This window comes from Actimicrobium antarcticum, from assembly GCF_039536745.1.
Classification (GTDB): Bacteria; Pseudomonadota; Gammaproteobacteria; order Burkholderiales; family Burkholderiaceae_D; genus Actimicrobium; species Actimicrobium antarcticum.
Window position 1 is genome coordinate 179,656 of the sequence record NZ_BAAAZE010000016.1, and the last position, 14,765, is coordinate 194,420.

At 61.7% G+C, this 14,765-nt stretch carries 8 protein-coding genes; all 8 read left to right on the forward strand.

Features of this window, described 5'->3' with window-relative positions; all coding sequences use genetic code 11:
* The 8 genes from ABD720_RS19095 to ABD720_RS19130 all read left to right on the forward strand — a co-directional run bounded on the left by ABD720_RS19095 (position 1) and on the right by ABD720_RS19130 (position 14,759).
* A complete protein-coding gene (locus ABD720_RS19095; RefSeq protein WP_344765813.1) occupies positions 1 to 1,077 on the forward strand; it encodes a protein-glutamate methylesterase/protein-glutamine glutaminase in 1,077 nt (358 codons plus the stop codon).
* A gap of 99 nt (positions 1,078 to 1,176) precedes the next feature.
* A complete protein-coding gene (gene cheY / locus ABD720_RS19100; protein ID WP_344765814.1) occupies positions 1,177 to 1,575 on the forward strand; it encodes a chemotaxis response regulator CheY in 399 nt (132 codons plus the stop codon).
* 1 nt (position 1,576) lies between these two features.
* Positions 1,577 to 2,239 carry a protein phosphatase CheZ gene (gene cheZ / locus ABD720_RS19105; protein ID WP_425548009.1) on the forward strand — a complete coding sequence of 221 codons (663 nt, stop codon included), beginning with the start codon at positions 1,577 to 1,579 and terminating at the stop codon, positions 2,237 to 2,239.
* Between the two features lie 64 nt (positions 2,240 to 2,303).
* Positions 2,304 to 3,518 (forward strand): EAL and HDOD domain-containing protein, encoded by a 1,215-nt coding sequence (locus ABD720_RS19110; RefSeq protein WP_344765816.1) that lies wholly within the window; start codon positions 2,304 to 2,306, stop codon positions 3,516 to 3,518.
* A gap of 280 nt (positions 3,519 to 3,798) precedes the next feature.
* The gene (locus ABD720_RS19115) at positions 3,799 to 6,732 is read left to right on the forward strand and encodes a bifunctional diguanylate cyclase/phosphodiesterase (protein ID WP_344765817.1); all 2,934 of its coding nucleotides are present in this window, start codon (positions 3,799 to 3,801) and stop codon (positions 6,730 to 6,732) included.
* A gap of 374 nt (positions 6,733 to 7,106) precedes the next feature.
* Positions 7,107 to 8,465, forward strand: coding sequence for an efflux RND transporter periplasmic adaptor subunit (locus ABD720_RS19120; RefSeq protein WP_344765818.1), 1,359 nt, complete (start codon positions 7,107 to 7,109; stop codon positions 8,463 to 8,465).
* Positions 8,466 to 8,475: 10 nt separating this feature from the next.
* Positions 8,476 to 11,568, forward strand: coding sequence for an efflux RND transporter permease subunit (locus ABD720_RS19125; protein WP_344765819.1), 3,093 nt, complete (start codon positions 8,476 to 8,478; stop codon positions 11,566 to 11,568).
* On the forward strand, positions 11,565 to 14,759 hold the full coding sequence (locus ABD720_RS19130) for an efflux RND transporter permease subunit (RefSeq protein ID WP_344765820.1): 3,195 nt from the start codon (positions 11,565 to 11,567) through the stop codon (positions 14,757 to 14,759). The genes ABD720_RS19125 and ABD720_RS19130 overlap by 4 nt, the downstream gene beginning before the upstream one ends.
* The last annotated feature ends 6 nt before the right edge of the window (positions 14,760 to 14,765 follow it).

Genomic DNA, 14,765 nt, shown 5'->3' on the forward strand with positions numbered 1-14,765 from the left:
ATGAAAATCAAAGTACTGATCGTCGACGATTCGGCGTTGATCCGCAGCCTGATGAAAGAAATCATCAATAGCCAGCCCGATATGGAAGTCGTCGGAGCCGCGCCCGATCCGCTGGTTGCCCGTGATCTGATCAAGCAGACCAATCCGGACGTCCTGACACTCGATGTCGAGATGCCCAAAATGGACGGTCTCGACTTTTTGGAAAAGCTGATGCGCCTGCGACCGATGCCGGTACTGATGGTGTCTTCGCTGACCGAGCGTGGTTCGGATATCACGATGCGGGCACTGGAACTGGGTGCCGTCGACTTCGTGACCAAACCGAAGATGTCGATCCAGAGCGGCATGCTTGAATACACCGACATGATTGCCGACAAAATCCGTGCCGCCGCCAAAGCCCGCATCAAGGCCCGTGTGTTGCCGGTGGCGGGCGCTGCCAGCCAGGGTGGGCGGCCGTTGCCGCAGGTTGGCAATACCTTCACCAGTAGCGAAAAACTGATCATCATCGGCGCCTCCACCGGTGGCACCGAAGCGATCAAGGAATTCCTGTTGCAGATGCCGTCGGATTGTCCGGGCATCCTGATTGCCCAGCACATGCCGGAAGGTTTCACGCGCTCGTTTGCGCAGCGTCTGGATAACCTGTGCAAGATCTCGGTGTGTGAATCGGCCGGTGGCGAGCGCATTCTGCCGGGACACGCGTATATCGCGCCAGGCCACTCGCACCTGCTGCTGGCGCGCAGTGGTGCCAATTACATGACCCAGCTCGACCAGGGCCCGCCGGTGAACCGTCACCGGCCATCGGTGGATGTGCTGTTCCGCTCGGCTGCAATAGGTGCCGGCAAGAACGCCGTCGGCGTGATCCTGACCGGTATGGGCAAGGATGGTGCGCTGGGTATGCTCGAAATGAAACAGGCCGGCGCGCACAATTTTGCGCAGGATGAAGCCAGTTGTGTGGTCTTCGGCATGCCGCGCGAAGCGATCGCCATTGGTGCTGCGGATGAAGTCGCACCGTTAATGGACTTACCGGCCAAGGTACTTGGCTATCTGGCGACGCACAGTAGTCGCGCATTGCGTGTCTGATTCATAGTTCGAGGGTGAAAGCGCGTGAACTTCCGTGCATAATGCAACGTAGGGCACACTACGGATCTGAACATTTTTGAAGAATTGATGGAGTAACTCATGGCCGGTCCAAATACCCGATTTTTAGTTGTCGACGACTTCTCCACGATGCGTCGTATTGTGCGAAATTTGCTCAAGGAACTTGGCTACACCAACGTCGATGAAGCCGAAGACGGCGCGATGGCGCTGGCCAAACTGCGCAGCGGCCAGTTTGACTTTGTGGTCTCTGACTGGAACATGCCCGTCATGGATGGTCTGACCATGTTGCAGAACATTCGTGCTGATCCCGCGCTGGCCAAATTGCCCGTACTGATGGTCACCGCCGAAGCCAAAAAAGAAAACATCATCGCCGCGGCTCAGGCCGGTGCCAATGGCTATGTCGTCAAGCCATTCACGGCAGCCACGCTGGATGAGAAGCTGGCGAAAATTTTTGAAAAGCTTGAAAAAATCGGAGCTTGAGGTGAGTGCGCCCGAGTCGGTGCTGTCGCAACAGCCTGAAGCCGATGTGACCGCCATCCAGCACGACGAGGTTCTGGTCCGGGTCGGTCAGATGACCCGCAGTCTGCATGACAGTTTGCGCGGCCTCGGCTTCGACAAACTCATGGAGCGTGCCACGCACGACATCCCGGATGCGCGTGACCGGCTCGACTACGTTGCGCGCATGACAGAGCAAGCCGCCCAGAAAGTTCTGAATGCGACGGAAGCAGCCAATCCACTGCAGGACCAGATCGACGGTGGTGCCAAGGCGCTGTCGGCACAATGGCAGGCTGCGCTGGACGGACCGTTTTCCGAGCAGCAGTTTCGTGATCAGGCGGTCAATACCATGGCGTATCTGGCGGCGACCCGATTGGCAACGGCAGCGACCCATGCTCACCTGCTCGACATCATGATGGCGCAGGATTTTCAGGATTTGACTGGTCAGGTCATCAAGAAAGTCACCGAACTGGCGCATGGACTGGAGCAGCAGCTGGTGCAGTTGCTGGTCGACTATTCGCCTGCTGACGTCAAGCGCGAGGTCGACAACAGTTTGCTCAACGGGCCTCAGATCCATCCCACCGGCAACAGCGATATCGTGGCCGACCAGAGCCAGGTCGACGATCTGCTCGATAGCCTGGGCTTCTGAGCAGATCTATCGGTCGAGTCGGTCACGCTGGTTTTTTCACCATACTTTTGCGAAAAATTTCTCGATGCAAGACATCAATTTTATTTCAAGAGAACCGCTGCTTGACCCGTCGCTGCGTGTCCTCGGTTACGACCTGAGCTGGCAGGGCGCCGACGGCTATCTGTCCCAGCCTAGCGAAAGCGACCTGCAGGCACTGGCCGCCTTCGTCGGCGAACGCTTCCATCACGCCGAGCGCGGTTATCTGATGGCCGGAACGACGATTTTCCTGAGTGCCACGCCGGAGACCATGCGTTCGGGCGCGCTGGCCGGCCTGTCACCCAAAGACACCATACTGATGATCGATCGGGTTGATCTTGGCGAGGCGTCGGCACGTGATGACATCAAGGCTGCTCGCGTTGCAGGATTCGGCGTGATGTTGCGTGACGTCGATCTGGCGGGTCAGGACAAGGCGTTTCTGCCGTTGTCGACGCATATCGAAATCCGTTTTGGCGGTGACGACTTTCCGGCCCAGGCGCGTTTGTATGCCGCCCTCAAGCAATCGACGATGCGCATGGTCGGCCGTGGTGTGCATACCTGGCAGGAATATCAATCATGCTCGACGCTCGGCATGGACGCTTTCGTCGGCAATCTGTACCTGACGCCGCGTCCCGGTGCCATCAGCAAGGGACTCAATCCGGCCCAGGCCATGATCCTGCAATTGATGGACATGGTGCGCAAGAATGCCGACGTGCGGCAACTCGAAGGCGTGCTCAAGCGCGATGCCGCGTTGTCCTACAAACTGCTGCGCTACATCAATTCGGCGGGATTCGGTCTGGGGACCGAAATTCAGTCGCTGCGCCATGCGGTGACCATGCTGGGCTATTCACCACTGTATCGCTGGTTGTCGGTCTTGCTGGCCTCGGCCAGCACCGGCTCGCATTCGCCGGTGCTGATGCAGACGGCGATCGTACGCGGCCGTTTTGCCGAATTGCTGGGGCAGAGTTTCCTGCCGCGCGGCGAGGCAGAGAACCTGTTCGTCGCCGGCATGTTCTCGTTGCTGGATCGCCTGTTAGGCATCCCGATGGCCGAGGTGCTCGACAGCATCCAGCTGTCGGAAGCGGTATCGCAGGCATTGCTGACACGGGAAGGCATTTTCGGGCCGTTCCTGCTGCTGGCCGAAGCCTGTGAAAAAGGTAACGGCGCCGCCGGACCGCTCGCCGATGCGCTGTTTATCAGCGCCAGTCAGGTCAACGAAGCCCATCTGGCAGCACTGGTCTGGGCCCAGAGCCTGAAGCTGTAAAACCGGCGCCTGTGGCGATCGCGGTATTCTCCTGCGATCGCCCGCCGTTACGTCTGTATCGATTCCCTGGTCGCGCATCCGGCCACTCCCGAGTAATCCATCGCATTTCCTTGCATCCTCGTTCTGATGCGTCATTTGAACTATCGACGCTGTTAATTCTCAAATTGGCAGGACGGATTTCGTCCAATGCTCATGCTTGCCTTCCTCGTCGGTGCGTGAAGTCCTGCACATGACGTTGCCGAAACCGACATGACGACACCAGCAAGAGGACTGACCGACGATGGACGAGAACGCGTACCCCGGCACGATACCGGAAGACCTGGAGCGCAGCTGCGCCGAAGAAGCCATCCACTTGAGCGGTACGGTCCAGCCGTACGGGTTTCTGATGGTAGTCGACAGCGCTACTGATCGCATTATTCAGGTCTCCAGCGGCATCCTGCGCCATTGGCCGCAGCTGCAAGATGCCAGCGCGCTGATCGACATGCCACTCGCCGACTGGGTCGATAGTCTGGATGACAGCGAGCCGGTGACGGTGCGGCCGCTGCCAGTCGCACTGGCCACCGTGCTGGCGTGGCGCCCGCGCTTCGAGCGAACCTGTCCTGTGCCGACGCCACCCGCTGCGACGCGCTGGGAGTGCCTGGCCCGCAGCTCCGGCAACCGGGTGGTTCTGGAATGGTTGCCGCTGGCTGCAGATACGGTCGGACTGCGACGGCAGACCCGTATATTTGCCAGTTTCACGAAACTGGTAGCACGCTTGCGCCGGGCAGACCGGCTTGACGAATTCTTTGGTGAGTGCGCCCAGGCGGTGCAGAATTTCAGCGAGTTCGACCGTGTCATGATCTACCGGTTCTTGCCGGACGAATCGGGTGAAGTCGTCGCCGAACAGACGTCCGCATCCTGCGAACAGCAATTCCTCGGTTTGCGGTTTCCGGCAACCGATATTCCTGCACAGGCACGTGCGCTGTATTTGTTGAACACCTTGCGCGTGATCGCGGATGTCGACGCACCGATGGACACACTGGTGCCCGAGCTGCTGCCGGATGGCAGCGTGCTGGACCAGAGCCATTGTCTGCTGCGCGGGACGTCTTCGGTGCATCTGACCTATCTGCGCAATATGGGCGTGCGGGCCACGCTGACTTTGTCGATCATTTTCGATGGCAAGTTGTGGGGCCTGATCGCCTGCCATCACATGCAGACCAGAGTGCCACCGCTGCGGGTGCGCGAAGGGCTGCGCCAGATGTGCGAGCTGGTCGCCGAAGTCGCCAACTTGCGTTTCGACGCGTTGTGCCAACTCGCAGCGATCGATCAACGACTGACACGGGATCGCTTGCTCAACGAAGTCCATCAGGCCTTGCTGAAGGGCGACGACCTGGTGTTCGTGCTGAATGAAAAATTACCGGCGCTGTTGCATGCCTTCGATGCCACCAGTCTTGGCATGCGGATCGGCAAACTGGTCTACGTGGGCGGGGAGGGCGCCCGCAGCGGTTCGCTGCAGGAGATCATGGAGGAAGTCGCGCTCAGGCTGCAGGATCGCGAACGCAGTCCGCGCACCCTGATGTGGGACGATCTGCTCATTCCGCCCGGCGATCGCGCGCTGCACTGTTTGCCGGAAGCGGCCGGCCTGTTACTGGCCCAGCGGTACGACGACGCAGTGATTTTTTGCTTCGTCACGCGCAAGGAATTGGTCGAGCAGGTGCGCTGGGCTGGCGAGCCCCGGAAGACCACCTCGCGTTTGCCCGATGGCCGTATCCGGCTTGAGCCACGCCGCTCGTTTGCCGAATGGCAGCAATCGGTGCAGGGTCGCTGTGCGCCCTGGCAACCGGTGGACGTCGAAGGGTTGAAAACCCTGCTGCAAATCGTGAGTGAGGTCCACAAACTGCAAGTCAACCGCGGCCTGCACGCCAAACTGTACTGGCGCGCCCATCACGACCAGCTGACCGGCCTCTACAACCGCCGCGCCATGGAGGACGAAGTCGCCCGACGGCTCGATGATGGCGACTTCAACGCCGCCCTGATCTTGCTCGACCTGGATAATTTCAAGAAAATCAATGACACGTATGGCCATGAGACCGGCGACGGCGTGTTGCAGCAATTCAGTCAGCGGCTCAAGGCGGTGATACGGGATTTTGACTTGCTGGCACGGCTGGGCGGTGACGAATTCATGTTGCTACTGCAGGTACCATCGCCTTGCCCGTTCACCGCGTTGACGCTGGCCGAGCGCCTGCACAAGGCCGTCGAGCGACCATTCGTCATGAACGGGCAGCAATTGCGAATCGGCATTTCGGTTGGTATCGCCATACCGCCGGCCCATGGCCGCACCGTCGGCGAGTTGTTGCGTCGCGCAGACCTGGCACTGTACCAGGCCAAATCCCGTGGTCGTTCGTGCAGCGTGGTGTTCGAGATGGCGATGGAGCTCGACCAGCTCGATGTGTACCGGCTCGAACGCGACCTCGACGATGCCATCGAGCGGGACGAGCTGGTGCTGGTCTACCAACCGAAGATCGACCTCGCCACCCGGCGCGTGGTTGGTCTTGAAGCGCTGTTGCGCTGGAATCATCCGACCCGTGGCCAGAACACGCCGAGCGTGTTTATTCCGGTTGCCGAACGCACCGATCAGATCGTTAGGATCGATCGCTGGGTCATGCACAGCGCTATCGCCGAACAGGCCAAATGGCGCGCTGAAGGCATCCTGCTTCCGGTTGCCATCAACCTGTCGATGGCCGATATCCTGTCCCCAAAGCTAGTGGAGTATCTGCGCGAACTGCTGGCGCAGTATCAGGTACCGGCCGCTGCCATTGAAGTCGAAGTGACCGAATCCTGCATCATGCGCGAACTGGAGCGGACCCAGCGCGTGTTGCTGGCGTTGAACGAGCTTGGCATTTCCACCACGCTGGATGATTTTGGTACCGGCTTTTCGTCGCTGAGCTACTTGCGCCAGCTCCCTATGCAATGCCTGAAAATCGACCAATCCTTCGTCAAGAGCATGCTGGACGATCCCAACTCCGAAAAGCTCACCCAGGCGATTCTCGCCATGGGTGTCGCCCTGAAAATGCGCATCGTCGCGGAGGGGGTTGAAACCCGTGACCAGATGGCATGGCTGGTGGCGCATGGCTGCCATATCGGACAAGGGTATTTTTTCAGTCCGCCGGTGCCGCCTGCGGACCTGCGCGATGTTGTTGAGCGTATCGAGGTTGCCTTGTCGGGCTGGGTTTGAGGCAGCAGCGCTTTCAAGCTGGGCTTTTGGGTGCCGACCAGCGTTTGGCTGGCTGCGGAGTCCAACCTGCGTCACATCGGGTGGCTGCTCCGGCAGGGCGACTGGACACCGCGATACCGTAGCATCTTCCTATGCCAAAGAGGCCGACCGTGCATGTGTCGGAACTGTTGCCCCCGTATGTCCGCATGCATCGGCTGTAAGGAACTGATGCGAACCCATCGCACTCGCCAGAGACGCTGTATTTTGTTTCCAAATGTTATGCACGCCGCAGCAGAGTTGCTGCCAGCATGCGATCATCCTGCCACTGAACGACAGCCAATGACCCGGTGAACGACCCGGCATCATGTCGTCCATGCCGACATCAAGGACCAATAATGGATTCACCTGTACCGCCGCTGCCTCCCGCATCCCCGCTCCTGTTACCTGCACCGCGTAAAAAGCTGGCGCGCCGCACCCTTGTCATCGGTGCGGTCATTGCGGTGCTTGCAGTGGGCGGGCTGGGTGGGTTGGCGTGGTACCTGACGCATCGCAATCCGGATGCGGCAGGTGGTGCCGGTGGACGGGGCGGGCGGCCAAGTACCACGGTCGGGATTGCCATCGCCACGGCATCCGACATTCCGGTGGTACTGGATGCGCTGGGCACGGTGTTGCCCGCAGCATCGGTGACGGTGCGTCCGCAAGTCGGTGGTGTCCTGCAAAAAATCCTGTTCCGCGAAGGCGAGACGGTGCGCGCCGGGCAAGTGCTGGCGATCATCGATCCGCGCCAGTTCGAGATGGCGCTGATGCAGGCTTCCGGCCAGCGCCAGCGCGATGAAGCGCAACTGGCCAGCGCAAAAGTCACGTTGCAACGCTTCCAGACATTGCTCACGCAGGATTCGATTGCACGTCAGGTAGTCGATACCCAGCTCGCGTTGGTCAGGCAACTTGAAGGAACGGTCCTGTCCGATCGCGCCAACGAGGGCACGGCCCGTCTCAATCTGGGTTACAGCACGATCAAGGCACCGATCAGCGGGCGCGTCGGTTTGCGCGTGGTCGATGTAGGTAACGTCGTCAGTGCCGGTGACGCTGCCGGTATCGTCGTGATCACGCAGGTCACGCCGATCGATGTCCAGTTCGCGGTGCCGCAGGATCAGGTCACCGAAGTGCTGGCCCGCTCGTCGGGTGACGCGGCACTGGCAGTGACCGCGCTCGACCGTACGCGCAGCAACACGCTGGGCATCGGCCGCTTTTCCACGCTGGATAATCAGATCGATGTACAGACCGGTACCGTCAAAGCCAAGGCGCGTTTTGCCAATGACAAGCTGACGCTGTTTCCGAACCAGTTCGTCAACGTGCGCTTGCTGATGCGCACGATTACCGGTGCCGTGACGATACCGGTGACTGCGCTGCGGCACGGCACCAAGGGCGACTATGTGTACGTCCTCACCAAGGACCGCACCGCGTCGCAACGTCCGGTCACACGCGGTCAGGCCACCGTCGACAGTGTCGAAATTACCGACGGCCTGCAGCTCGGCGAACGCGTCATTACCGAAGGCGCCGACCGCCTCAGCGATGGCGCTGCCGTGACGCTGCCGGGGGACAAGCCCGGTGGCAAGCGTGGCAATGGCAAAGGCAAGGGCAAGCCCGATACTGCCGGTGCGGCCGCCGGTGCTGCTGCCACTGCCGATGCCAAGCCGGCCGCCGAAGGTGAACGCCGCCGCCGGCCTCAACCCTCCGCTGCCGCCGCGCCGTGATGGTGTCAGCATGAGCCCGTCACGCCCTTTTATCGAGCGGCCGGTCGCGACCGCGCTGCTGATGGTTGCCATCGTGCTGACCGGTATCGTCGGCTTCCGGTTCCTGCCGCTGTCGGCATTGCCGCAAGTGGATTTTCCGACCATCCAGGTACAGACGCTGTATCCCGGTGGCAGTCCCGAAGTGATGGGCCAGACCGTGACTGCGCCGCTGGAGCGCCAGTTTGGCCAGATGTCCGGACTGCAGCGCATGAGTTCTACCAGCGCTGCCGGGGTGTCCATCATCACGCTGCAATTCGGACTCGGTCAGACCCTCGACGTGGCCGAGCAGGAAGTGCAGGCCGCCATCAACGCCGGTGGCTCGCTGCTGCCAGCCGACCTGCCGGCGCCGCCGGTGTATGCCAAGGTCAATCCGGCCGACGCGCCAGTGCTGACGCTGGCGATCACCTCCGCTACCTTGCCGCTGACCGAAGTCCAGAACATCGTCAATACCCGTCTGGCCCTGAAGATCAGCCAGGTCAACGGCGTCGGGCTGGTGTCGCTGTCGGGCGGCCAGCGGCCGGCCGTGCGTATCCAGGCTGATACCGCCGCGCTGGCCTCGTATGGCCTCGGGCTCGATACCTTGCGCACGGCAATTGCCGCAGCCAACGCCAACAGCGCCAAAGGCAGCTTCGACGGTCCGACCCGTTCGTACACCATCAATGCCAATGACCAGTTGCTGGCCGCCGACGATTACAAGAACCTGATCGTGGCCTACAAGAATGGCGCACCGGTGCGCCTGTCAAATGTCGCGCAGGTGGTCGACAGCGCCGAGAACGTCAAGCTCGGCGCCTGGTCCGGCCTGACGCCGGCGATCATCCTGAACGTGCAGCGCCAGCCGGGTGCCAACGTCATCGCCACCGTCGATGCGATCAAGGCGCGCCTGCCGGAACTGCAGGCTGGCTTGCCGGCGGCGTTGCGGGTCGAGGTGCTGAGCGACCGCACCACCGGCATCCGCTCGTCGGTGGAGCATGTCGAAATGGAGCTGGTGCTGGCCGTGCTGCTGGTGGTGCTGGTGATTTTCGCGTTCCTGCACGACTGGCGCGCCACCGTGATCGCCAGCCTGGCGGTACCGATTTCACTGATCGGCAGTTGCGGTGCGATGTATTTGCTGGGCTACAGCCTGAACAATTTGAGCCTGATGGCGCTGACGATCGCGACCGGTTTCGTGGTCGATGACGCGATCGTGATGATCGAAAATATCGCCCGCTATCTGGAAGAGGGCGAGACCGCGATGGCGGCGGCGCTGAAGGGCGCGGCGCAGATCGGCTTCACGATCATTTCGCTGACGGTGTCGCTCATTGCGGTGCTGATTCCGTTGCTGTTCATGGGCGATGTGGTGGGGCGTTTGTTCCGCGAGTTCGCAGTCACGCTGTCGATCACGATCCTGATTTCGGCCGTGGTGTCGCTGACGCTGGTGCCGATGATGGCGGCGCGCTGGCTCAAGCCTGCACCACCCGTGGACAAGAACGCCGCGCCGCCCGGCCGGCTGCAGCGCTTTTTCGATGACGTGATGGTGCGTTACGACCGAGGCCTGAGCTGGGTGCTGGCGCGCCAGATACTGACTCTGCTGGTCGCGGCGGCCACGCTGGCCGTGACCGTCGGGCTGTATCTGGTGATTCCGAAAGGCCTGTTCCCGACCCAGGATACCGGCCAGTTGCAGGCACGTATCGAAACCGTGCAAACCGTCTCGTACTCCCGCATGGCGCAATTGCAGCAAGCCGCCGCCAAAGAAATTCTGGCAGATCCGGATGTCGCCAGCCTGAGTTCGCTGGTCGGTGTCGATGCCGCCCGCAACACCATGCTGCATACCGGCAGCATGCTCATCAACCTCAAGCGCGATCGCATCGGCACGCAAGCCGAGACGATGGCGCGGCTGCGCGAACGGGTCAGCCGGGTCGCCGGTGTTTCGATCTATTTGCAACCGACGCAAGACCTGACCATCGATGCCGAAACCGGACCGACCCAGTATCGGGTCTCGCTGGAAGCGGCCGACAATGCCTCGGTGGTACTGTGGGCCGGCAAATTGGCGCAGCATCTGCAGGCGCAGCCGGACTTGCGCAATGTGGTGTCGGACGCCGCTGCCACCGGCCTTGCCGTGTTCATCGATATCGACCGCGATACCGCAGCGCGCTTGTCGATCAGCACGGCGGCGATCGATGACGCGCTTTACAGCGCCTTCGGCCAGCGCATCGTCTCAACGATTTTTACCGAGACCAACCAGTACCGCGTCATCCTCGAAGCCCGTCCCGATACGCTGACCACGCCGGCTTCGCTGGGCCAGTTGCCACTCAAAACCGGCTCCGGAAAAACCACGCCCTTGTCCGCCATTGCCACCATCACGGAACGGCCGGCACCGTTGCAGATCACGCACGTGGCGCAGTTTCCGGCCACCACGCTGGGGTTCGATACCGCGCCGGGTGTCTCGCTGGGCAAGTCGGTCGACGTGATTCGCCAGGCTGCGCTTGACATCAAGCTGCCGCCATCGGTGACGCTGACTTTTCTCGGCGCAGCCGGCGCGTACCAGTCGTCGCTGACCAGCCAGCTGTGGCTGATCCTGGCCGCGCTGGTGTGCGTCTACATCGTGCTCGGCGTGCTGTATGAAAGTTATATCCACCCGCTGACGATCCTGTCGACCTTGCCGTCGGCCGGCGTGGGTGCCTTGCTGGCGCTGATGATCAGCGGCTCCGACCTGGGCGTGATCGGCATCATCGGCATCATCCTGCTGATCGGGATCGTCAAGAAAAACGCCATCATGATGATCGACTTCGCCATCGATGCCGAACGCAATCAGGGCATGTCGGCGCAGCAGGCAATCCATCAGGCGGCGCTGTTGCGCTTCCGGCCGATCCTGATGACGACGCTGGCAGCGCTGTTTGCCGCGGTGCCGCTGATGCTGGGCTGGGGCGATGGCGCGGAACTGCGGCGCCCGCTCGGGCTGGCAATTTTCGGCGGACTGATCGTCAGCCAGGTGCTGACGCTGTTCACCACGCCGGTGATTTATCTCGGCTTTGACCGGCTCTCGCAACGCTGGTCGGGTCGCAACGCCAGGACGGAATCCGCGTGAACCTGTCGGCACCTTTTGTGCGGCGTCCCGTCGCCACGGTATTGCTGACCATCGGCATTGCGCTGGCTGGTATCGGCGCGTTTTTTGTGCTGCCGGTGGCGCCGTTGCCGCAGGTCGACTTTCCGAACATTTCGGTCAGTGCCTCGCTGCCGGGTGCCAGTCCGGACACCATGGCAACCAGTGTCGCAACGCCGCTGGAACGCCGTCTTGGGGTGATCGCCGGGGTCAACGAAATGACCTCGCGCAGCAGCAGCGGATCGACCCGCATCAACCTGCAATTTGACCTGAACCGCAAGATCGACGCGGCCGCACGTGAAGTGCAGGCAGCAATTGCGGCGTCCCGCGTCGACCTGCCCGCCACGCTGCGCAGCAATCCGACCTACCGCAAGGCCAACCCCGCCGACGCGCCCATCATGATCCTGGCGCTGACCTCGAAGACCAAATCGCCCGGCCAGATTTACGACGCCGTATCGAACCTGGTGCAGCAAAAGCTGGCACAGGTCGAGGGCGTCGGGGATGTCGAACTGGGTGGTGGTTCGCTGCCGGCGGTACGGATCGAACTGCTGCCGTATGCCCTCAATAAATACGGCGTCAGCATGGAAGACGTGCGCGCCGCGATTCAGGCCAACACCGCCAACCGGCCGAAAGGCGCGATCGAAGGCGACGACCGCCGGTTGCAGATCTACACCCCGGCCGGTGGCCGTACCGCTACTGATTACCGCAGCCTCGTCGTTGGCTGGCGCGGCAGTGCAGCGATCCGGCTCGATGATGTCGCCGATGTCATCGATGGCGTCGAAAATACCAACACGCTCGGCCTGTTCAATGGCGAACCGGCTGTGGTCGTCCTGCTGCGCCGCCAACCCGGTGCCAACGTCATCGAAACCGTCGATGGCGTGCGCGACCTGCTGCCCGAGTTGCAGGCGCAACTGCCACCGGATGTGCAGATGCAGGTGGCCTCCGACAGCACCAATTCGATCCGCGCATCGCTGCATGAAATCGAACTCACGCTGATCATTTCGATTTTGCTGGTGGTGCTGGTGGTCAGCGCGTTTCTGCGCAATGTGCGCGCCACCATCATTCCGGCGGTGGCCACCGTGGTGTCCTTGCTGGGCACGTTTGGCGTCATGTACCTGCTCGGCTTTTCACTCAACAACCTGAGCCTGATGGCGCTGACGGTGGCGACCGGTTTCGTGGTGGATGATGCGATCGTCGTACTGGAAAATACCGCGCGCCACATCGAAGCCGGCATGGACCGCATGGAAGCCGCCTTGCTCGGCGCACGCGAAGTCGGCTTCACGGTATTGACGATCAGTGTCTCGCTGGTGGCCGTGTTCATTCCGCTGCTGTTCATGGGCGGGCAGGTTGGCCGGCTGTTTCGCGAGTTTGCCGTGACGCTGTCGGCGGCGGTGATGATCTCGCTGGTGATTTCACTGACCACCACGCCGATGATGTGCGCGTGGCTATTGCGGCCGCATGACCCGTCGCGCAAGCCGGGTCGACTGGCGCGCTGGTTCGAGGCCGGCTTCAACAAATTGCACCGGATGTACGAACACAGCCTGGACTGGGCGCTGCACAGCGCCGGCCTGGTGATGCTGATTCTGGTGGCGGTGATCGGCCTGAACGTGTACCTGTTCATCGCCGCACCGAAGGGATTTTTTCCGCAGCAGGATACCGGTCAGCTCAATGGCGGTTTGCGGGCCGACCAGAGTATTTCGTTTCAGGCGATGCAGGGCAAATTGCGTCAGCTGGTCGATATCATCAAGCGCGATCCGGCGGTGGCGACCGTGGTGGGATTCACCGGCGGCAGTCGGGCCGGTGGTGGCTTCATGTTCGTTAATCTGAAGCCGATCGGCCAGCGCAAGGAAGGCGGCCAGGCCGTCATCGCACGGCTGCGTCCGCAACTGGCCAAGGTCACCGGCGTGAGTCTGTTCCTGAATCCGGTGCAGGATTTGCGCATCGGCGGACGGTCGTCGAACTCGACCTACCAGTACACGCTCAAGAGCGACAATCTGAACGACCTGAAACGCTGGGCCACGCGGCTGGCCGACGCCATGAAGGCACAACCGGCATTGATCGAGGTGGACACCGACCAGGAAGAAAATGGCGTCGAAACCTACGTCAGGATCGACCACGACACGGCCTCCCGACTGGGACTGACATCGCGCGATGTCTCGAACGCGCTGTACAACGGTTTCGGCCAGAGGCAGGTCGCCACCATCTATTCCGAACTGAACCAGTACAAGGTGGTGATGGAAGTCGCACCGCGCTTTGCGCGTAGTCCCGAAGCGCTGAAGGATGTGTATGTGCCGGCGCGGGGAGTGGTGTCGACCGGCACTGCGGCGACCGCAGCAAGTACCACGACAACCGTGGTCGCCAGCAGCAATCCCGGCCTGCGTGATCAGGCCACCGGCAGCGCACTGAGCACTACAGCCACCCGCATGGTGCCGCTGTCGGCCATCGCCAGTTTCGCCGAAAGTGCGACGCCGACTTCGATCAGCCATCAGGATGCCGAACTGGCCACCACGGTGTCCTTCAACCTGAGCGAGGGCTTTACGCTGGCGCAGGGGCAGGAAGCCGTGCGCCAGGCCGAGGCCGATATCGGCATGCCGAACAACGTGCGTGGCAGTTTCGAGGGCAGCGCCCGGGCCGCGCAGGATTCGCAGGGCGAGCAACCGTTGCTGATCCTGGCCGCCATCGTCGTCATCTACCTCGTACTGGGCATGCTGTACGAAAGCCTGATCCATCCGATCACGGTGCTGTCGACGCTGCCGTCGGCGGGTGTCGGTGCGATTCTGGCGCTAATGTTGTTCGGCATGGAGTTTTCGCTGATTGCGCTGATCGGGGTCTTCCTGCTGCTCGGGATCGTCAAGAAAAATGCCATCCTGATCATCGACTTTGCCCTCGATGCCCAGCGCAGCCGCAACCTGTCGGCCTTCGATGCCGTGCGCGAAGCCTGCCTGCTGCGGTTCCGGCCGATCCTGATGACCACGATGGCGGCGGCGCTCGGTGCGTTGCCACTGGCAATCGGCTTTGGCGAAGGCGCCGAACTGCGCCAGCCTTTGGGCATCGCCATCATTGGCGGACTGATCGCCAGCCAGGTGCTGACGCTGCTGACCACGCCGGTGGTGTATATCCTGCTCGACAAATTGCGTCATCGCCGCGCTCCCGCTGCGCTGGCAACCCAACCATGAGACTTC